15 protein-coding genes and 2 pseudogenes are annotated in these 21,293 nt (G+C 46.7%); 12 read left to right on the top strand and 5 right to left on the bottom strand.

Translation table 11 applies throughout. The features are described from left to right. Nucleotides 1–53: 53 nt before the first annotated feature. Nucleotides 54–2,066: a transketolase gene (gene tkt / locus MIC7113_RS01715; protein WP_015180446.1), complete on the top strand. Its 2,013-nt coding sequence runs from the start codon at nt 54–56 to the stop codon at nt 2,064–2,066. Between the two features lie 127 nt (nt 2,067–2,193). Here the strand turns inward: tkt and MIC7113_RS32940 are convergent, their stop codons facing one another. Next, nucleotides 2,194–3,252, bottom strand: a complete 1,059-nt coding sequence (locus MIC7113_RS32940; RefSeq protein WP_015180445.1) for a hypothetical protein — start codon at nt 3,250–3,252, stop codon at nt 2,194–2,196. A 641-nt stretch (nt 3,253–3,893) separates the two neighbouring features. Further along, a complete protein-coding gene (locus tag MIC7113_RS01705) occupies nt 3,894–4,877 on the bottom strand; it encodes an RNA polymerase sigma factor, RpoD/SigA family (protein WP_015180444.1) in 984 nt (327 codons plus the stop codon). A 1,373-nt stretch (nt 4,878–6,250) separates the two neighbouring features. On the opposite strand from MIC7113_RS01705, the gene MIC7113_RS01700 reads away from it, so the two are divergent. After that, nucleotides 6,251–7,135: a pentapeptide repeat-containing protein gene (locus tag MIC7113_RS01700; RefSeq protein ID WP_015180443.1), complete on the top strand. Its 885-nt coding sequence runs from the start codon at nt 6,251–6,253 to the stop codon at nt 7,133–7,135. A 27-nt stretch (nt 7,136–7,162) separates the two neighbouring features. Here MIC7113_RS01700 and MIC7113_RS01695 read toward each other — a convergent pair whose 3' ends face one another. After that, the gene (locus tag MIC7113_RS01695) at nt 7,163–7,348 is read right to left on the bottom strand and encodes a hypothetical protein (protein ID WP_041779852.1); all 186 of its coding nucleotides are present in this window, start codon (nt 7,346–7,348) and stop codon (nt 7,163–7,165) included. On the opposite strand from MIC7113_RS01695, the gene MIC7113_RS01690 reads away from it, so the two are divergent. Both MIC7113_RS01690 and MIC7113_RS01685 read left to right on the top strand, forming a co-directional pair. Then, complete coding sequence (locus MIC7113_RS01690; RefSeq protein ID WP_015180442.1) at nt 7,347–7,556, top strand: 4-Cys prefix domain-containing protein; 210 nt, start codon at nt 7,347–7,349, stop codon at nt 7,554–7,556. The genes MIC7113_RS01695 and MIC7113_RS01690 overlap by 2 nt on opposite strands. 29 nt (nt 7,557–7,585) lie before the next feature. Then, nucleotides 7,586–8,080, top strand: a complete 495-nt coding sequence (locus MIC7113_RS01685; protein ID WP_015180441.1) for a Uma2 family endonuclease — start codon at nt 7,586–7,588, stop codon at nt 8,078–8,080. Between the two features lie 7 nt (nt 8,081–8,087). Here the strand turns inward: MIC7113_RS01685 and MIC7113_RS01680 are convergent, their stop codons facing one another. Further along, on the bottom strand, nt 8,088–9,800 hold the full coding sequence (locus MIC7113_RS01680; RefSeq protein WP_015180440.1) for a helicase HerA domain-containing protein: 1,713 nt from the start codon (nt 9,798–9,800) through the stop codon (nt 8,088–8,090). 196 nt (nt 9,801–9,996) lie between these two features. Between MIC7113_RS01680 and MIC7113_RS37440 the strand changes: the two genes are divergently transcribed. The 7 genes and pseudogenes from MIC7113_RS37440 (at nt 9,997) to MIC7113_RS01645 (ending at nt 16,975) form a co-directional block, all read left to right on the top strand. After that, complete coding sequence (locus MIC7113_RS37440) at nt 9,997–10,410, top strand: alpha/beta fold hydrolase (RefSeq protein ID WP_216596356.1); 414 nt, start codon at nt 9,997–9,999, stop codon at nt 10,408–10,410. Between the two features lie 28 nt (nt 10,411–10,438). Further along, nucleotides 10,439–10,831: an alpha/beta fold hydrolase gene (locus MIC7113_RS37435; protein ID WP_216596355.1), complete on the top strand. Its 393-nt coding sequence runs from the start codon at nt 10,439–10,441 to the stop codon at nt 10,829–10,831. An 88-nt stretch (nt 10,832–10,919) separates the two neighbouring features. Beyond that, entirely contained in the window at nt 10,920–11,876 is a 957-nt protein-coding gene (locus tag MIC7113_RS01670; RefSeq protein ID WP_015180439.1) for an alpha/beta hydrolase, read from the top strand. A gap of 184 nt (nt 11,877–12,060) precedes the next feature. Next, nucleotides 12,061–13,554: pseudogene (locus tag MIC7113_RS35270) on the top strand (IS5 family transposase). A gap of 84 nt (nt 13,555–13,638) precedes the next feature. After that, nucleotides 13,639–15,312, top strand: coding sequence for a bifunctional lysylphosphatidylglycerol flippase/synthetase MprF (locus MIC7113_RS01655; protein WP_015180438.1), 1,674 nt, complete (start codon nt 13,639–13,641; stop codon nt 15,310–15,312). Between the two features lie 162 nt (nt 15,313–15,474). Then, nucleotides 15,475–15,762 (top strand): annotated as a pseudogene (locus tag MIC7113_RS01650) (GMC family oxidoreductase N-terminal domain-containing protein); the annotation flags it as partial. Nucleotides 15,763–15,778: 16 nt separating this feature from the next. Next, entirely contained in the window at nt 15,779–16,975 is a 1,197-nt protein-coding gene (locus MIC7113_RS01645; protein ID WP_015180436.1) for an alpha/beta hydrolase, read from the top strand. A gap of 301 nt (nt 16,976–17,276) precedes the next feature. Here the strand turns inward: MIC7113_RS01645 and MIC7113_RS01640 are convergent, their stop codons facing one another. After that, nucleotides 17,277–17,495: a hypothetical protein gene (locus MIC7113_RS01640; RefSeq protein ID WP_015180435.1), complete on the bottom strand. Its 219-nt coding sequence runs from the start codon at nt 17,493–17,495 to the stop codon at nt 17,277–17,279. A gap of 191 nt (nt 17,496–17,686) precedes the next feature. On the opposite strand from MIC7113_RS01640, the gene MIC7113_RS01635 reads away from it, so the two are divergent. Then, complete coding sequence (locus MIC7113_RS01635; protein ID WP_015180434.1) at nt 17,687–21,235, top strand: GAF domain-containing protein; 3,549 nt, start codon at nt 17,687–17,689, stop codon at nt 21,233–21,235. The last annotated feature ends 58 nt before the right edge of the window (nt 21,236–21,293 follow it).

The following is a 21,293-nucleotide window of genomic DNA, read 5'->3' as shown; positions in this document are numbered from 1 at the left end:
CACACATATCTTGCGTTAAACCGTACATTCCTAAAGTCATTTAAAGAAAAATTATGGCCGTTGCAACCCAATCTCTCGAAGAACTGTGCATTAATTCCATCCGCTTTCTAGCCATTGATGCGGTACAGAAAGCGAATTCTGGTCATCCAGGGCTGCCAATGGGCGCGGCTCCTATGGCATTCGTGCTTTGGGACCGATTTATGCGGTTTAACCCGAAAAATCCCAAGTGGTTTAATCGCGATCGCTTTGTCTTGTCGGCGGGTCACGGCTGTATGTTACAGTACGCCCTACTCCACCTGACAGGCTACGATAGCGTGACGCTGGACGACATCAAACAGTTCCGGCAGTGGGGTTCTAAAACCCCTGGACACCCGGAAAACTTCGAGACACTCGGTGTAGAAGTCACCACAGGCCCATTAGGACAAGGAATTGCCAATGGGGTCGGTTTAGCAATGGCAGAAGCCCATTTGGCTGCCAAGTTCAACAAGCCCGATGCCAAGATTGTTGACCACTATACCTATGTGATTCTGGGTGATGGTTGCAACATGGAAGGGGTTTCTGGTGAAGCCTGTTCCTTGGCAGGACACTTGGGATTGGGCAAGTTAATTGCTCTATACGACGACAACCACATTTCCATCGACGGTTCTACGGATGTCTCCTTTACCGAAGATGTAGGGAAGCGGTTTGAAGCTTACGGTTGGCACGTTCAACATGTAGAAGATGGTAATAGTGACCTGGACGCGATCGCCAAAGCGATCGAAGCTGCCAAAGCTGTCACCGACAAGCCTTCCTTGATTAAGGTAACCACCATCATTGGATACGGTTCTCCCAACAAATCCAATACCGCCGACGTTCACGGTGCAGCTCTCGGTAAGGATGAAGTCAAAGCAACTCGCGAGAACCTGGGTTGGGAATACCCTGAGTTCGAGGTGCCAGAAGACGCCCTCAAGCACTTCCGGAAGGCGGTAGAACGCGGTGCCAACTTAGAGACCGAATGGGATCAAGCTCTAGCCGACTACAAAGCCAAGTATCCCGAAGAAGCAGCTGAGTTTGAGCGGTTCGCCAGCAACAAACTCCCCGAAGGATGGGAAAAAGCTCTCCCCACCTATACTCCAGAAGACAAGGCTCTGGCAACTCGCAAGACTTCGGAAATGACGCTGAACGCTCTGGCTCCCGTATTGCCAGAACTCATCGGTGGTTCCGCTGACTTGACCCACTCTAACTACACCTTGCTCAAAGGATTTGGTGACTTCCAAAAAGGACAGTACGCCAACCGTAACCTGCGCTTTGGGGTGCGGGAACATGGCATGGGTTCGATTTGTAACGGGATTGCCCTGCACAGTTCTGGATTGATTCCCTACTGTGCTACCTTCCTGGTATTTGCCGACTACATGCGGGCGGCGATTCGTCTTTCTGCCTTGTCGCAAGCGGGAGTCATCTACGTCATGACTCACGACTCCATTGCTTTAGGCGAAGATGGCCCCACCCACCAACCCGTGGAAACGATTGCTTCCCTACGAGCCATTCCTAACCTGTTGGTGATTCGTCCGGCTGACGGCAACGAAACCTCTGGTGCTTACAAGGTGGCTATCCAAGCGGCTAGTGAAAACCGCCCAACTCTAATGGCCTTCTCGCGGCAAAACTTACCGCAATTAGCAGGAAGTGGTATTGATCACGTTGCCAAAGGGGCTTACATCCTCTCCGATAGCGAAGGGACACCCGACCTGATCCTCATCGGTACCGGTGGCGAAACCTACCTCTGTGTTGACGCAGCTGAGAAGCTACGCGCTGAAGGGAAGAATGTCCGCGTCGTCTCGATGCCTTGTTGGGAACTGTTCGATGAGCAGGATGAAGCTTACCGTGAATCCGTATTGCCTAAAGCTGTCACTAAGCGCTTAGCTGTAGAAGCCGCTTCTAGCTTTGGTTGGTGCCGTTACCTGGGTAATGAGGGCGCGATGATTAGCATCGACCGTTTCGGCGTTTCAGCTCCTGGTGGCGTTGCCCTAGAGAAGTTTGGCTTCACCGTCGATAACGTGGTCGCCAAGGCGAAGGAACTCTTAGGGTAAGTAATACTCCTGTAAGTTCTGTTTCCTTTCCAGAGTTTAAAACATTAACAAAACAAGGCTCTCTAGGTTAGAGAGCCTTATTTGTTTTTATAGACAAGATAGATTGATATTGATTGGCACAGAGAATTTATTGATTCCAAGCCTTGGCTTGATAGTTACTCAAGCAGGTACTCAGGATTTGCTTGTCGTTATCGCCAACTTGATTAATGGGTAAATAGCCGTCGAGTCCTACGGAATGAGGATAAGTTAGCGAATCGTAAGCGTTTTCAATGTTAATTTGCCCACCTGCGGCAGCCATTTGTGCTGTCTGTTCGCGGGCGATGCTGTGAGAAAAGGCTGTTTGATTGTGGGGATTGACAACCGTCAAATTCATTTGTTTAGAATTGAGCGTGCCGTAAAAACAGGCATACTCAGAACTCGGCATGTACATGGCACCGACGACCTTGCCTTGTCGCGCTTCAAATACCACGTATTCATTACCAATCTGCCCCGGTTGTGAAGTCTGACCATACAGGTAGGTTCCATCGGGCATGGAAGAGGTTGGGTTGGGCACCTGGGCAATCGGTAGCTTGCGAAACTCCTGTGCTTTACGGTTCCACTTATTCCACTTCACTGACGGATTTGCCTTAGTCTGAGCATCAACCGCTTGTTCTTGGGGCTGCGATTTGCCGACCACGACTGGGGATGGAACCTCTGAAGCCTCGGCGGTTGCCTCTTGCTCTTGTGACTGAGGCCGTTGCGTCGCCTGAGAAGAAACGGCAGGGGACTCAACCATTCGCTTTTGCAGCGTTTGCGACTTAGGTACAACCGTTGCTAGGGTGGAGGGGGCTACGGAAGAGTCAACGTCAACGGCTGGTTCTTGAGGTTGGGGTACTTCTGCCGTCACTGTGGAGGGAAGCTCTGAGGAATCAACGGCTGGTTCTTGGGGTTGAGGCTCTGCTGTCACTGTGGAGGGAAGCTCTGAGGAGGCAACAGCTGGCTCTTGAGTTTGAGTTTGGGCTGTTTCCAGGGTGGATGAAGCCGTTATGGTGTTGACCGCTTGCGCTTTGTGCGGAGATGCTGTAGTCTTTACCGTTGCTACACTCACCGCTAATCCGGTCGTTAGAAGTAACCCAGCTACCGGCAATTCCCAACCCTTGAGTAGCTGACGTTGTGACGAAAAGAACCCCATTACTTGGTTAATCACCGTGGTTACCTCCTTGAAAACAAACTTTGAAACACCCTGGAAGAAAATCACTCTCGATGAAGCCGTAGACCCAGTAGAAGCCAAAATTCTTCAGAAAAATCGAAATTGAGCTTAAACCAGGCTCTATTGACTTGCATCTCTATCAATATTTATAAGCTGGAAAGAGGCTTGTTTTTGTTCATCCTCTGACCGGTTTATCAACCGTCACATCTGACCTTTGTTTTTGACCCCGATGCCCTGAAATTATTAGACATGAACCCAAAGTCAATTCCTTTATATAAGGATAGCCAATCAATTAGGGTAATGCTTCCCTCAAATGGATGAACCTTTTTTCACCCAATAGGCAGGTTTTATGAGATGCAGCGAGGCCGAAAACCAATAAACAAGGGGATGAGCAGATGTCTATCATCATCTTTTTTCACCTTGCTGTTTTTGGTTGGACTGCGCGTCTTCTGTTGATTAATCTCACTCCCTTCTTCCTTAAGGAATAAAAAGGAATAAAAGGAATAAAAGGAATAATACGTATCTTCAACGGCACCCGTTAAGATTTCTCAAATATTTATAAATCTTTGCAAAAAAAAGATGGTAGCCAGAGATGGCTACCACATTGACTGAGGCTTAGAGATTAGTCTCATCTCTATCTAGCTGGCGATATACTCCCGGAAGTTGGCGTGGCGACGCCGTAACTGTGCTAAAGCTTGGTGTTCTAACTGACGGACTCGCTCACGGCTCAGGTTGAGTCGTTGACCAACCTTAGCTAGAGATAGTTCGTTGCCATCTTCTAAGCCAAAGCGCAGTGCTAAGACTTCTCGTTGCTGAGGGGTGAGTTCGGCGAGGAGGTCATCCAAATCTTGGCGCAGTGACTCCTGAGTGGTGTAATTCACCGGAGTTTGACCATCATCCTCTAAAAGGTCAGACAGCTCAGTGTCCTGATTATCTCCCACGCGAACATCGAGAGAGACGGGTTGACGAGCGATACTCAAGTATTCACGAATCTGAGCTGGTTCTAAATCTAACTCCTGACCAATCTCGGCAGGTGTGGCGTTGCGACCAAACTTCTGAGAGAGTTCCCGTTGGACTTTTTTGATTTTGTTGAGCTTTTCGGTAATGTGGATGGGCAACCGAATCGCACGAGCTTGCTGAGCTATAGCGCGGGTAATGGCCTGACGAATCCACCAGTAAGCATAGGTGGAAAACTTGTAGCCTTTGGTGGGGTCAAATTTCTCTACACCTCGCTCTAAGCCTAAGGTTCCTTCCTGGATTAAGTCCAGAAATTCCATATTACGCTTTTGGTACTTTTTAGCGATCGCCACAACTAGACGCAAGTTCGCTTCAATCATCTTGCGCTTGGCCCATGTTCCCTGGCTTACAATTTTATTAAGTGTGGCTTCATCATGTTTGACGTGCATCGTCCACTCTTTGGTGGTCGGTTCGCGCTGCAACTTTTCAGCCAAGGCTGCCTTGGCATCCATGAGCAACATCATTTGCTGAACCTGCTTCCCATAGACAATTTCTTGCTCATGGGTCAGCAGAGGCACGCGACCAATCTCATGGAGATAAGTCCGCACCATATCTGCTGAGAACGTGGGCTTGGTCGTTTTTGTTTTCGTGTTAGCAGTAGGCATATCTTTGGAAATAACTCCCTAAACAATCAGTAAATTGATCGCGGGTTCTGGCCTCAAAAGCTTGTGCGATCTCTCACCCTGAGGATAGTTACGCGAATCGGTAGACAACATCTGATAAAAGATGTATGTGACCACCTGTCTTTTCTAGCGAGAGCAGGAGATCTAACCGTGAATATGAGTTGAAGCTGGCTACTGAGGACAGTCTTGCTTTTTCAGTTCTGCGGCGTTCCCCAGCATCTTGCTGCTCATGGCTGGGATATCAAAGCGGAAACTCGGAGTCATTATGAGTTTGCTTTAACCCTATAGTATTACAAGTTTAGACGGTGGTAAAGGGGAAAAGGTTCAACATTTCTTTACTAAAATCGGGGTGCCAAACATCTATCTATCTGTACTCCTAATGACTTCACTGGGATCAGCCAGTCTTTCTCACATCCTTCTTCATTCCATAATCTCCCAGAAAGCTGTGAACCGATAGACACTCCCAATGGAGATAACCGAACTGCGCCAGGTGGTAATATCCATAAACTTCTAGCATAGCTGAACTGCGCCCTGTTTGACCAAGCCAGAAAAATCATGTTGCCCTGACAAGGGGGGCTAGTGTTCTCCGGGTTCGCTCTCTTTGAGAGGACTTACCTACTTAAGATTCCCTAGAATCCAGAAAAAATAACATCCTAGACAAAAACAAACACAATCAATCGAGATCACTTACTCAACAAGACTGTGAACCGTTCCGTCTGTCAACTTAGGGGCTTAGGGATCACTCACTCTAGCACTACTACCCCAAAACCCACCCGATGCGCTTCACCCACTCGGAATTTAGCTAGCACCCTGGTGTTGACATTCGAGTTCAGGATTGGCTGAACCAATCGATCCTCTGGGGAGGGTATTAGGTTAACATGTTCACTCCCTTCAGCCCCATTAGAGCTTATAATCGTCTACCTGCCTGGGCTATGGACTCAAACCTAGCTGTCATACCTACAGTATTTCAGTGTATTTCGCTATATTTCTCCTGAGAGACTTTAGAAAACTCAAAGAAAAGGTAATTTTCTATTTAGAAAGTTAATTGATGAAATCATAGAATTAATAAAATTACAAACAATGTAATAAATAGAGCCTATTTATTTAAACATAACTCTTTTAGTTATATTTAAATAATAGATGATTTTGTTGTAACTAAAATTACTAGATATAGAGTGACAAGGATAGAAAAGTATATTTTTTCTATAAGCTTCCACACAAAAATAAACTTTTAGTTAAAAAAATACTCTTACAATACGTGTACTAAACGGTCTCTCTAGGAGACAAGGTAAAGCAATTCACTTAAAATTGTGAGTGGTTCAAATTAACTCATATTCGTTGGATATATATAAGCTATGAATATTAGAAAACTTCTCCGGCTTTATGATCAGGGCGATAGAGATTTTGAAGGGGTTGACCTCTGTGGAGCCGACTTGAGGGGAGTCCTTTTAATGGGAGTTAATCTTAAAGGGGCTAACCTGAGAGGTGCTGACTTGACGAGAGCCTTTTTAATTAAGTCAGATTTAAGTGGTGCTCAGATGAATTGGGCCAATTTAAGTTTTGTCAAAATGAACGAAGTCAAGCTGATAGAGACAGAGCTAACCAGAGCTAATCTCAGCGGAGCCTTTATGGTGAAATCTTTACTACCAGGGGCCAAAATGAGTGGCGCAGATCTGATGGGTGCCAATCTTAGAGGGGCTAACTTATGGGGAGCAAACCTCTGCGGATCACAGCTAGAAAGAGTCAATTTGCGAGATGCAAATCTAATGGGTGTCAACTTCAAATGGGCTAATTTATCAGAGGCAAGACTGATGGGCGCAATGTTATATGGCTCTTCTTTAAATTTTGCCAACATGAGCCGAGCCTGGTTGAAGGGAGTAGATTTGGGTGGCTTTAATTTAGAGGGCGTTAACTTCAGAAGAGCGAAATTAACGGCTGCGACGCTAGAAGGCGCTAACTTGACAGGAGCTAATTTAACTGATGCACAATTGAATCGGGTGAATCTACAGGGGGCAGATTTGAGTGGAGCTAACTTAGAGAGAGCCTGTCTCGAAGATGCTAATCTAACCGGGGCAATTTTGAGAAGAACTCAGTTGAGTGAGGCAAATATGAGCGGGACAAAGCTGTATGGGGTTGATTTCAGTGATGTCCGTCATAGTGTCGGTATTGAATCGGAATTGAGCGATTGCCCAAAGGGCAGTGCCAAAGGCGATCGCGCTTTCTACTCTGCTGCTGTTTGAAAATTCCTGAGTCGCACTGGTTCAAGGTTACGGAGTGCGATCGCTCTTCGGGGCGCTACCTTTTGGGTAATCGCCTTCTCGTGTCATTGCGGTAAAGAGGTGAAGGGCGATCGTTTTGTACTGAGGCAATATCACATTCTTTGAGACAACATCCAACATCATATTTTTGAAAAGGGCAAAATAAAAATAGACCTCCCGACTGCCTTCCAGCATGAGCTATTGTCTGAATCCCAACTGCCTGAGTCCCCAAAATCCGGATGATGCCAAATGTTGTCAACGATGTCAGTCGCGACTACTGCTCAAGGATTCGCCATTTTGGTCAATAATCTTGGCAAATGCTTATCAGGACGAAAAAAATAAATGGTACTGGGCGTTACGTCCTCAAGTTGCCGAAGCTTTAGAAGAGTTAGGCTGGGTGTAAATTAATTTGTTGATTTAAAGGAGTTAGTTATGAAATGGCAAGAAGTTTGCGACAATAAATACTTACAAGACTTACCATTCAAAATTGAATTAAATAAATGGGGACAAATTGTAATGAGTCCTGCCAAACCTAAGCACTCAATTTATCAGGGTTTAATTCAAGAGTTATTAAATTCACTACTTAATACAGGATTCGCTTTCCCAGAATGTGCGATTTCCACCTCAGATAATGTTAAAGTCGCTGATATCGTTTGGGCTTCAGATGAACGATTAAACATTATTGAAAATGAGGATGTCGCTTCCATTGCTCCTGAGCTTTGTGTTGAAATCAAATCTGCCAGCAATACCTTAGAAGAAATGCAGACAAAGAAAGATTTATATTTTGAAGCCAAAGCAGAAGAAGTTTGGGTGTGTGATAAAAATGGAAATCTTACCTTTTTTAACAAACATGGAAAATTAGATAAATCTTTGCTAGTTCCTGACTTCCCCACGTCAATTAGACGGAGACATCAGTCAGTTAACTAAAACAGCATTAAAACCCCAAATCCGCCTTAGCCACTTCAGCCGCCGCGAATAATTCTTCATCCGGCATCTCATCCCAAGAAGTATCCCCAACCTCGGCATAGAAAGTTTGATCATAGGGACGAGTTTTGACTACAACAGGCATCGGCACCGCATGACCTAAAATCAGCGCTTGTTGCTTAGAATCCAACTTTGCCAACACCGATCGCAAACTTTGCCCCCCAGATACCCCCGTAAAAATCGCCTCAATATCTTTGTCATCATTCAGCAAAGCGGTAATCCGAGTCCCAATCTGGGACATCACCTCGTTATCAATCCCCGAAGGACGCTGATCGACTACCAGTAATGTCACAAAGTACTTCCGCATTTCACGGGCAATAATCCCAAAGATGGTTTGGCGGACGGTAGCCGGATCGAGGAAACGGTGCGCTTCTTCGATGGTGATGACGAGGGGACGGGGGCGATCGCTAGGATTTTTCGTCTGCAAAAACGTCTCTGCTTTCTTCACGTAACTAGCGTGAATACGACGGCTAATCACATTCGTTGCCAACATATAAGACAACATATTCGACTGAGAACCAAACTCAATCACTACATGCTTCCCCGCTTCCAACGATTGCAAAATCTGACCCACATAATTATGTGGACAAGCGCTACGCATATACTTCAACTCATCCAGACGCAGCAATTTGCGCTGCAATGCCATGATCGAAGACTTGTTCCCTCGCTTCTCATCACAGAACATCTGGATGTCTTCATTCGTCATATTGAGTAATTGCGTAATCCAGGATTTGCCAAACTCATTGCGGAGGATAATGGCATTCTCCAGACTTGCCTCGGAAAGGTTTAACTCACCTCGCACCAGCATGATATCTTCAACTTCAATCTGGTCGTAGCTGAGATACAGTTCCTGAGTACCACGCACCCCTCGGCGTTTGGTTGATTCGGGGTCGAGGGTGTAAATTTGGACTTGTCCGGGAAAGAGTTGGCGCAATCCTTTAACCGTACTGAATTGTTTGCCCTCCGAAACCGCTTCCCAGCCATATTCCGAGTGCATGTCAAAAATTAGGTTCACCGCCGCTTGCTTGCGGATAATCCCAGATAGCAGTAATCGGGTGAGGAAGGATTTACCCGTACCGGATTTGCCAAAGACGCCGTTACTGCGTTCCACGAAACGATCTAAGTCAATGCATATTGGGACTTCCATGTCAAGAGGATTGCCGATCGCAAAATTGCGGCGAGTGGGGTCATCCTCCCAGCCAAAGACGGCACGGAAATCGCGATCGCTGGCATCATACACCTGAGAGAAGTGACTGGGAATGGTCTTAACGGGCAACAATTCCATCTCTTCGCTACTTTGCGATTGAAAAGAACCTAAGGAACTGTCTCCATTCAAGGCAACTCCTCTGGACTGATGGCTTAAGTCTTGTGGCGTAAACATCAGCATCGGTGTCAGGTTAACCGTACCAAAGGTGCCACTTCCCGCCAAAACTTCTCGTAAAAAGTCATCATCGGGACTGGGAGGGTTAGCCAGAATTCGTTGACTAGATGTCCCCAACGTGACATCAGTGAGCATACAGAAAAAGCGCGATCGCATCCCCTGTACCACTAAAAACTTACCCACTCGCATATCTTCCACCCAGATATCAGGATGCAATCGCACTTCCAGTCCTGCGGAGAGAGAGCCTTGAATGACTGAGCCTAATGGCTTATCTAAATCCATTATTACCACTGCTCTAACTTAGCAATATCTTATGTCCAATCCTTGAGGCGGGATTGCTTTGTGTAAACACCGGCTCAATTCTAAAACCCGATTTCGGAGACTTGTTACACTTAATTCTTCCTGGCGACACCTCAGTGACAAATTGCTGGGCAATCATTAAACTTAACAGCACCAAAACTAGAATGCAATTCAATCGATGACTCTGGTTAACAATGAGGCTTCTCAAGATACCTTAGCAGGACACCTTATTCATCTCCGAAGGGGGGTAAATTTACAGGTTTGTCATCATCCAGGTCAAAGTCCGGCTTTAGTCTTTCTGCATGGGGGAATGGGCAACCGATTTAACCTGCGCTCACAGTATGATTTCTTCCACGCACGGGGTAGAGAAGTCTTAGCTTACGATTTAGCGGGACACGGTCAGTCAACACCTTACCAACGCTATTTGATCGGGCGACACCAACGAGACCTTAAGCGGCTGTTGCATCGCTTTCACATCACTTCCCCTGTCTTATGTTGCCATAGCTACGGGGTACCCATCGGATTAGAGTGGGCGAGAGGCGAGACGACATCCCGTAAGTGGCTTAGTCTTGATTGCGGGTGGAACCCATGACCTTGCGCCTTGGTGGGAAGTCCCGTTAATGAAGATTCTCGCTTGGGGAGGAAGACACTTCTATCATTTACCCTGCGTACAGCAACTCACTAACTATTTATCTAGCCCTCACCGCCATGAGGTCATGGAGCAGTTTTTTGCCGAATGCCCAGTCCCAACTGAACCGCATCCCTATAAGGCACTGGAAATCTTTTGGAATTATAACTTCTTCAGGCGTTCCTCTCAGCTCAATTCCCAGATTCCAGTTTTGGTGATTAGTGGCGGAAAAGACTTCATGTTCACCTACACAATGGAGGAAGAGTTAGCAGCCTGTTTCTCAAACAGTAAACATCTACACTTGCCGGATGCTGGACATCTGATGATGGCAGAATATCCTGATGTCGTCAATGATGCGATCGCTAATCTGATCGAAATTGTTTGACTATAAATTCTTTCTTAAGAACATAAAAATACTATTTATTGGGTATTCAATTTAGCCTGCATGGTTCAAACAATACAATTTAGTGAAAATGACAGTTAAATCTTCCCCAGCCGTGAAATTACGAACACTTCTAATAACAGGGATTGGGATTGTCGCGCTCTTGGCAGGAGCCGGTTACTGGTATGTTTTTATTGCGGGTGCTCCGCAGTTAGATGCACCCCCTACAGAAGCAAAAGATAGTAAAATCAAACTTTTCTTTGAGCTCAAGACCTTCAACAGTAAGGCGATGGGCGAAGTCCGACAATATGGTGTGATTCTGCCTCCTGGCTACGAGAAAAACCCCAACAAACACTATCCTGTGATTTTCCTGCTGCATGGGGGACATGATGATGCTAACGCCTGGGTGAAAAAGATAGGAATAATACCTGTACTAGAAGACCTCTATGAAAGTGGAAAACTGCTCCCCTCAATTGTGATTACACCCGATGGCAATGATAAACGAGGTTCTAGCCCTCTATTTGACCCTCAGTATTACGATGGCCCCAATGGGAATGTTGGCACGCTGATTGGTTCAGAACTCGTTCAGATGCTAAAATCCCGCTACCGTACCTTAGAATCACCACAGTTTTGGGCGATCGGCGGACTATCGTCGGGCGGTTGGGGTGCGGTCAACATCGGCTTACATCACCGGAACACCTTTCATACGATGTTTAGTCAAATCGGTTATTTTACTGACCAAAGCGGCCCAGAAAATAGCCCTCAGAGCTTGATAAAAAAGATACCTGTAAAAGAGCGTAAGTTGTTGCACATCTATATGGATGCCGGAAAAGATGACTTAATGGGGAAAGAATTTCTTGACTCATCCCAAAAATTCCATGAGACGTTGAACGAATTGGGTATAGACAACGAGTTCCATGCCTTCCCTGGTGGTCATGGATTACAGGGACCAGACTATGGCTGGAACTACGATCACAAACACGCTCACGATTCATTATCTTTTGTGGGCAGGCAGTTCAAGAAAGCGCTAACACAGCCGAAAAACTAAGTAAAGTGTCTTTGGTAGGCCGCTTTTGCCTCTAGCCTAATAGTTAATCAGCGATTGTTAACTAGGGCTTGCTGCACAAAGGTCTAACCCTTAGCCATCAATAGTTTAAGCGGCATTGATAGTTGCTTAGCTCGCAGGAAATTTGGTAAAATTCGTCGAAACTCTAGCAGCCCCGCTCAGGTAGATGTACCGAAAAGTTGAGGATGCCCCCAGGCAAGCGGAAGATTTTGAACTGCCCTTTGAGGGAAAGTTATCACAGGATAACCGTTGGGTAATCATGGCGAAGTTAGTACCCTGGGATGAATTTGAAGAAGAATATGCCTTGAATTTTGATAGAGATATGGGTGCGCCAGCACTGCCATTTAGGGTAGCGTTGGGTTCATTAATAATAAAAGAAAAATTAGGAGTAAGCGATAGAGAGGCAGTAGAACAAATAAAAGAGAACCCTTACTTACAGTACTTTATAGGGAAAACCCATTACAGCAGTGAAGCCCCTTATGACCCATCACTATTGACAAGATTTCGGGAAAGGATAAATGTGAATCTAGTCAATCAAATAAATGAAAGAATGGTGAGTAAGAGTCAGTCAGAGATTGAGGAGGAGCCTAAAAAAAAAGCTCAGCTTCAGAAAGTCAAGAAACAAGAAAAGTCGAAAATCAAGGGAAATTAATACTGGATGCTACCTGTGCGCCAGGAGATATCAGCTATCCCAATGACTTGGGTCTATTAAATCAAGCTAGAGTCAAAACAGAAAAGATAATAGACATTCTGTATGAACCGCTGAAAGGGAAGCTAGAGAAAAAGCCAAAAACTTATAGAAACCTGGCTCGAAAAAATTACTTGCAAGTCGCCAAAAAACGGAGGCCGTCAAGGAAACAAATCAGAAAAGCAATTAGAAAACAACTGCAATATGTCAAAAGAAATTTATCTCACATAGAGCAGCTAATCCAGGTAGGTGCTTGTCTTGAGGTTTTAAGCTCCAGTGAATATAAAAGCTTACTGGTGGTGGAGGAAGTCTATCGTCAACAGCAATGGATGTATGATAAGAAAACTCAAACAATTGAGGACAGGATAGTCAGTTTAAGTCAACCGCATATCCGTCCAATTGTGAGAGGGAAAGCCGGAACTCCGGTAGAATTTGGAGCCAAACTATCGGTAAGTTTAAGAGATGGATATGTATTTTTAGACCGGATAGATTGGAATAACTTTAATGAATCAGGAGATTTCAAAGCTCAAGTAGAAGCCTTTAAAGAGGCGACAGGAGTGTATCCCGAATCGGTACACGTTGACCGAATTTATCGAACCCGCTCCAATCGAGCTTTCTGTAAAGAAAGAGGAATTAGAATCAGTGGCCCCCCTTTGGGAAGACCACCAGCCAATGTCAGTGACGAAAAGAAGAAGCAAGCACAAGAAGATGAAAGAGTTCGTAATGCTATTGAAGGAAAATTTGGAGTATCCAAACGTAGATTTAGCTTGAATCGAGTCATGGCTAAACTCTCTCACACTTCACTCGCCAGCGATTGCCATTACTTTTTTAGTCATGAATCTTTCCACCCTGCTACGGCAGGTTTTTACTTTTTTTGTGCTTCCAACTCTCATCACCTCTTTTTTTGGGTCAGTTATTAATCCCAGTTATGATTGGAGGAATTCTCAGCAACAAGAGCTTATTATTTCTTGAGCCTTAAATAACTAATTAATCCATCGGTTGTTTTCTGGAGACTTATTCAGCAAGCCCTAACTATCGTTTTATGAGGATATCGCCGTGCTAACGCGACGCACTCAAATTGGTGTATGGACTGCTGCCTTTCTAACCAGCTTAGTCGGAGTGGTTAACCTGCTGTCTGCTGTTACAGTCAGCGAATGGGCACGAGTGAAGTGGCTTAAGGGAATTTTCCCCTTTGAAGTGCGGCAAGGCGGACATCTGTTTGCAGCACTGACGGGATTTTTCTTGCTAATGCTTGCTAGTAATTTGTTGAGACGGAAGCGGATAGCGTGGCTCTTAACCGTAGGGTTGCTCATTGTCTCAATCATCAGTCACTTGCTCAAGGGGTTTGACTGGGAAGAGAGTCTTTTGTCTTTGGTGCTGCTAGTACAACTGCTGCTCATGCGGGATATCTTCACGGCACAATCAGACCGTCCTTCAATCGCCCAAGGGTTTAGGATACTCATTGGGGCATTATTATTCACCCTTGCCTACGGAACGGCTGGTTTTTTTCTCGTAGACTTGCGGCACTACGACTATAACTTTACTCTCACCGATGCCCTCTATCAAACCTTGGCAATGTTTTTCACAGAAGACAATGCTGGGTTGGTACCAAGAACTCGCTATGGGCGCTTTTTTGCCAATTCAATTTATTTGGTAGGAGGGGTTACACTTTCCTCTGCTCTGATTATGCTCTTGCGACCGGTGTTGCTGCGGGGGGAACCTGCGACTCCAGAGGAACGACAACGGGCGAAGGAAATTGTCAAGCAATATAGTCGCTCATCTTTAGCCGCTTTAACCCTATTAAAAGATAAAGCCTATTACTTTAGTCCTTCGGGACGTAGCGTAATTGCGTATGTCCCCAAAGGTCGAGGTGCGATCGCATTAGGAGACCCGATTGGCCCTGAGGATGACCGCAAGGAGGTGATTATTGGCTTTCAACAGTTTTGTCAGCGTAATGATTGGCATCCAGCCTTTTACCAGACATTGCCCGACGACTTAGAGCTTTACAGAGCACTTGGCTTTCATACCATTAAGATTGGGGAAGAAGCGATCGTTGATCTCAAAGCCTTTACCCTACAAGGCAAAGCGGCTCAAGACATGAGATCTGCATTGAACCGCATGAAAAAATTAGGGCATGAAGTCAAGTTTTACCAACCCCCTATTTCCGATCAATTGCTGCAAGAGTTAAAGCCAGTGAGCGATGAGTGGCTCAAGATGACACAAGGGTCGGAAAAACAGTTCTCGCTAGGCTGGTTTTATGAGGACTATCTGCGGGATTGTGAAATTGCCGTCGTGCAGGCGGCTGACGGTCAGATTAGCGCCTTTGCCAATCTGATACCAGAGTATGAGTTAAACAAAACTACGATTGATATGATGCGGCGACGGGTTGAGGTCGAGCAAGGGACGATGGACTTCTTATTTAGCTCAATGTTTCAGCACTTTAAAGAACGGGGCTATGACAGATTTAACCTTGGTCTATCCGCGCTTTCTGGCCTTGGGGAAAAGCCTCAGTCTCCTCGTTTAGAAAAGGCACTGAACTATCTTTACGAACACTTAAATCAGTTCTATAACTTCAAGGGATTACATGCCTTCAAAGAAAAATATAAGCCTCAGTGGGAACCTCGCTTTTTTATCTATCCCAGGAGGGTAGCGTTGCCAGAAGTTGTTGTGGCGTTGATTCGTGCTGACTCAGGAGACCGTTTACTAGATTACCTAAAACCAGGAGAGTAATAGCAGTTGAAGGTTAGAACGTTAGTTTGTAGTGAGGAATGCAATTTTTCTCAGAATGAGCACCCAAGCGCCCACTAATGCCAAAGACTGTCATAGAAAAGTATAGGCTTGAGTTATATCTGTTTGAGGTATTTTCAACACAAAAGAAAAGAAAGAAACCCTATGTATGACTATGCAATCATTGGGGCTGGGTCAGCCGGTTGTGTGCTGGCAAACCGCCTCACGGAAGAGGCAAAAACTACAGTTTTACTGCTAGAAGCAGGGGCATCCGATCAACCGCAAGCCATTCATATTCCTGCGGCTTTCTCCAAATTATTGAAAACCGAGTATGACTGGGCTTACTATACTGAAAAACAACCTTACCTAAATAACCGAGAACTTTACTGGCCTCGTGGAAAGGTACTCGGTGGAAGTAGTTCGCTGAACGCCATGATTTATATTCGGGGTAACAGTCATAAAATCATCTATGTTTTATCCCATTAGGGCAGTATTACCCTGGCTGGCGCTGCTGCTAAGTAGCATCAGCCTATTCTTAAGTAGCTGGATTGTGATCCCAGTTCCCACTATGTCTCTCCTACCCTTGGGGGTGGGAACACCCGAAGTCAGTCCTTGGCTAGTAGTCCTGAATGTGATTGCGGTGGGAGTGTCATGGTTTGGAGGACACGAGGGTTGGCTGCAACGTGGGACTTTGGGCGCTAGTTTGCTCGGACTTTTCTTAAGTCTTTTGCCTCTGATACAGCTACCTGCCACTGAGCAGCAGATGTCAGAGGTGATGCATGATACCTTAGGGGCAAACTATGAACAGCAGATTTCCCCATCGGTGCAAAATCAGTTGCGCCCTCATCCCTTTATCCTCGCGGATGCCTTCCGAGGTATTCCTCAGATGCCGGTACGCTACACCCCGGATATCCCATTTGCCGCCCCCGATGGCGTACCGCTGAATCTGGATCTATACCGCCCTCCCCAAGTAGGACAATACCCCGCGATTGTGATTATTTATGGCGGGGGTTGGCAAAGCGGTAGCGCCTCCCATTATGCGAACTTCAGCCGTTACATGGCACATCAAGGTTATACCGTGTTTGCGATCGCCTATCGCCATGCACCCCGTTATCAGTTTCCGGCTCAACTTGATGATGTCCGTGCCGCACTCACCTTTATTCAGCAGCACGCCACTGAGTATGAAACCGATATCACCCGCATCGCCTTACTCGGACGTTCCGCCGGCGGACATTTGGCAATGTTAACCGCTTATCAACCCGATGCCTTACCCGTGCGGGCAGTTGTAAGCTACTATGGGCCATTCAACCTCACTAACGGATACAAAAATCCACCCAAACCCGATCCCTACAATGTACGCGCCGTACTCGAAGCCTTTCTAGGGGGTTCACCGGATGAACAACCTGAAAAATACGTTCAAGCATCACCCGTCACTTATGTGACACGCCCACTCCCGCCCACCCTACTCGTACATGGAAGTCGTGATCATATTGTCCAAGTCCGCTTTGCCCAGAATATGCACCAACGTCTGCTTGCCGCCAACAGTAAGGCGATCCTGTTGGAAATTCCTTGGGCAGAACATGCCTTCGACGCCATCTTTCACGGCCCCAGCAATCAGCTAGCCCTCTACTATACCGAGCGTTTCTTAGCTTGGGCACTCCAGTAAGCGGGGGCGCTGAGGAGCTGAGGTGCGGGGGTGCTGGGGTGCGGGGGTGCTGGGGTGCTGAGGTGCTGAGGAAAGAAAGTTATAGCTGTCACCACCAAGGTTAGGACAGATATAAACATAAAAGCCTTCTGCCTTCTGCCTTCTGCCTTCTGCTATATCTCTTTGAACTCGCTATCACTCCCCATCTTTATCACTTTCAGTAATTATGCGGAGCAACATTCGGCAATACGGCTGAGGCACACCGCCATTCCTGAGTTCACCATTAAGATAGGATACAATTTAGCGGTCGTTTGCCAAATCTTTAACACAGCTTTACATTAAACTCAGCGAACACACTGAACATCGAAGCATTAAATGTTACACTTGATTTCACGGAATTCAGTAATTCTACATAAAAATTGATAGTGATGCCAGCAGTCATTCTTTTGGGCATCTCCACACTACTCAAGTTATTCCTTGACTGCTGCTCCACAAGCCAGAGTTTTTGATTCAGGTGTTCTGCCAAATCGTGTGACGCCATGGCGTCGGGTGCTGAGTGTCGTTACGCACAGAGCTTTTGAAGTGAGCTAAACGTTTCAAAAGCTACCAATGCCTGCGCCTGTTAACGAATCCCGTGGGAATCGTTCATCCCGAACAGGACTTAGCCAGGGTGCCCTTATCGCTGCAATCTGACTTATGTCAACGTCTTACCTAAGGTAGTTCCCTTCTCTCATGAAAAATCAACTCGATCAAGCTCTAGCCAAAACCCATTCGCAAGGACAGTATGAAGCGGCGATACAACCGTTTTCCGACTTGGCTACCCAGCAACCTCAAGATGCGAAAATTCGCATTTGGCTAGGTGCCGCCTCTCGTGAAGCTGGCGATTTGGACAAAGCTAGAGCTGAATTGCGAGAAGCGCTCAGACTGGCGGGTGATTCGGCAACGGCTGACTTAGCTCGCACGGCGTTAGTTCAACTGGAGAACGAGTCTTCAGGCAGTCCGAGTCATCCCCCGATAGCGAGTCAGGGGAGTCATTCCCCTCTGGGGCAACTCTCTGTGCCCCAAGTATTTACGAGTACGCTGAAGAACCCGCCATTTAGCATAGCTCTCTCTAGTCAGTCTCCTCAGCAATCAAGTCCTCCCTGGTGGCGGCAATTGCGATTGAGTACAAAAGCCATCCTGTTGGCGATCGCATTTGGCACACTCCCCGCGATCGGAATCGGCGCAACCAGCTACTACCTCACCAATCAAGCGATTACCACACAGGTTGCCCAAACCGGTCAAAGCCCCACCACCACGATGTCAGAGCTGAAGGCACAACTGTTGCTGACTCTGATGCTGGGAACAGGGGGAACCGTCTTATTAGTCGGTGCGATCGCCGCTTTCCTCTCCCACCGCGCCTCGCGTGAAATCAGTGCAGCCACCAACGCCGTAGAAAAATTGGGTCGGGGAGAACTCAATACTTACCTAAAAGTCCAAGGAGAAGACGAATTATCCACCTTAAGCACTCATATTAACCAACTGGCAGACCAGCTTCAGCTTCAATTTAGCCAACAAGCGGCTGAGGTGAAGCAAGAACTACTCTTGAATTCCATTTCCTCCAGCATTCGAGAAGCCTTCGACACCCAAGACATGTTCACCACGGTGGTAGCAGAAGTCCGCGCCGCCCTGAAAGCCGATCGCGTTATTGTCTATCGCTTCAATCCAGACTGGAATGGTACGATGATTGCCGAATCCGTGGGTCGGGGTTGGCCTCCTTCTCTCGGTGCTCAAATTAATGACACCTGTTTTAAAGATCGATACGTCATTCCTTACCAGAAAGGCCGGATTCGAGCGACTAACGATATTTACAACGCTGGTTTAACCGATTGTCATATCCGACAACTGGAAACCTTTTCCGTCAAAGCGAACTTAGTCGTACCAATCATTGCAGACCGACAACTTCATGGTTTATTGATTACCCACCAGTGTTCTGGCTCTCGAACCTGGAAGGAAACCGAAATTGATTTCTTAAAACAAGTCGCCACCCAGATGGGCTTTGCCCTGAACCAAGAAATCCTCCTTAAAAAGGAAGAAACTCTCCGCAAACAGCAAGAAGCGGAAGCTGAACGGGCACGGTTGTTGAATGACATCACCTCCAATATTCGGGAATCCCTGGATACGGATTATATTTTCAACACCGCCGTGGTGGAGACTCGCGCCGCCCTACAAGCCGATCGCGTGGTGGTTTATCGCTTCGAGTCGGAAGGGCACGGCATGGTTGTTGCCGAATCTGTGGCGCGGGGTTGGCCTAGTGCCTTGGGATTGCAAATGGCTAACCCTTGTTTTGAGAATCGCTATGTGATTCTTTATGAGAAAGGTCGAGTCAAAGCCAACGAGGATATTTCCAAAGCTGATTTAAGCGATTGTCACTTAAGGCAACTGGAAACCTTATCGGTCAAAGCCAACCTGATTGTGCCGATTATTGTTGACCGACAGCTTCATGGCTTGCTGATTGCCCATCAATGTTCTGCTCCCAGGACGTGGAAAGAAATCGAAATTGATTTCTTCAAGCAAGTGGCGAACCAGGTAGGGGTAGCTTTAGACCAAGCGATGCTACTTAAACAGCAGGAAACCTTGCGAAAACAGAAAGAAGCCGAAGCCGAACGCGCTCGATTACTAGCAGAAGCGGCGGAGATGGCAGCTCTTGAGCAGCGTCAACAAAAAGAAGCCGAAGCCAAACGCGCCCGTGCCTTTGCTGAAATGACCAAGCAAATTTTGCGATCGCTTAACTTGGAAGATATCTTCAGCACCACGGTGCGACAGGTGAAACAAGCCTTAAAAGCCGACCGAGTGTTAATCTACCGTTTCGATTCCGACTGGAGTGGCACCATGATTGCTGAATCCGTGGACTCGAATTGGACAATTGCCCTAGGGGCGGAGGTAGAGGACACTTGTTTTAAGGGAAATCATGGCGGACTCTACCGCAAAGGTCGCGTTCGTGCGATTAATGACATCTATCAGGCCAATTTAACCAAGTGTCATATTAAGTTACTCGAACGCTTTGAAGTTAAGGCGAATTTAGTCGCCCCGATTCTGATTCGGGATGAGTTGCTCGGTTTACTGATTGCCCATCAATGTGCCAAGCCACGAGATTGGCAAGAGGAAGAAATTAATTGGTTGGCACAGGTGGCGACACAGGTAGGAATTGCGATCGAGCAAGCTACCCTTTTGGAACAGAGAGAGCAAGCGCGTCAGGAAGCTCAAGCGAGTTTTCAAGAGCAACGCCAGCAAAAAGAAGCACTCCAGCGTCAATTGGCAGAACTGCTCAACGAAGTCAAAGGAGCCGCTAAGGGCGATCTCACCGTTCTCGCGGAGGTGAAAGAAGGGGAAATTGGCACCGTTGCAGACTTTTTCAATTCCATCATTGCCAGTCTGCGCGGCATTGTGACTCAGGTGAAACAAGCAGCGGTGCAAGTCAACGTATCCTTAGGGGAAAACGAAGGAGCCATCCGTCAACTGTCTGATCAAGCTCTTACACAGGCAGAAGAAATTACCCGTACCCTGGGTTCCGTCGAGCAAATGACGCTTTCCATTCAAGCGGTTGCCGAGAGTGCCCACCGCGCCGCCGCCGTTGCTCGCTCTGCCTCTACTACTGCCCAAGCGGGTGGACAAGCGATGGAGCGCACGGTGCAAGGAATTTTAAAATTGCGAGCCACGGTGGGAGAAACCTCCAAAAAAGTGAAGCGTTTAGGTCAATCCTCTCAGGAAATTTCCAAAGCCGTTTACTTGATTCAACAGATTGCTCAAGCAACTAACATGCTAGCGCTGAATGCTGGAATTCAAACGGCACGAGAAAATGAGGATGCCCAAAGCTTTACAGCCGTTGCAGAGGAAATCAGTGAATTGGCTGAGCGTTCAACGGCTGCCACTCAAGAAATTGAACACATTGTAGAAACCATCCAACGAGAAACCAATGAAGTAGTTGAGGCGATGGAATTGGGGACTTCTCAGGTTGTAGAAGGCACTTATTTGGTGGAAGAAACCAAGGATAGCCTCGGTCAGATTTTAGAGGTATCTCATCAGATTGATGAGTTAGTGCAATCGATTTCGAGTGCAACCGTATCTCAAGCGCAAACCTCTTTAGCGGTTACCAACTTAATGCAGAAGATTGCTAGGGTTTCTGAGCGAACCTCTGAATCTTCCCATCAAATTTCGCGCTCTTTGCAGCAAACCGTAGCTGTTGCCCAAGAACTTCAATCTTCGGTAGGAGTTTTCAAAGTGGATACCGACCATTCATGAGGAACGATGAAGTGTAAAGTGTGAAGTATGGGTAGTGCTTGGGATAATTATATTGCTC

This window comes from Allocoleopsis franciscana PCC 7113 (assembly GCF_000317515.1).
Lineage (GTDB): Bacteria > Cyanobacteriota > Cyanobacteriia > Cyanobacteriales > Coleofasciculaceae > Allocoleopsis > Allocoleopsis franciscana.
Note: the sequence above shows the minus strand (reverse complement) of the source record. Positions and strands in the feature narration are given on the sequence as shown.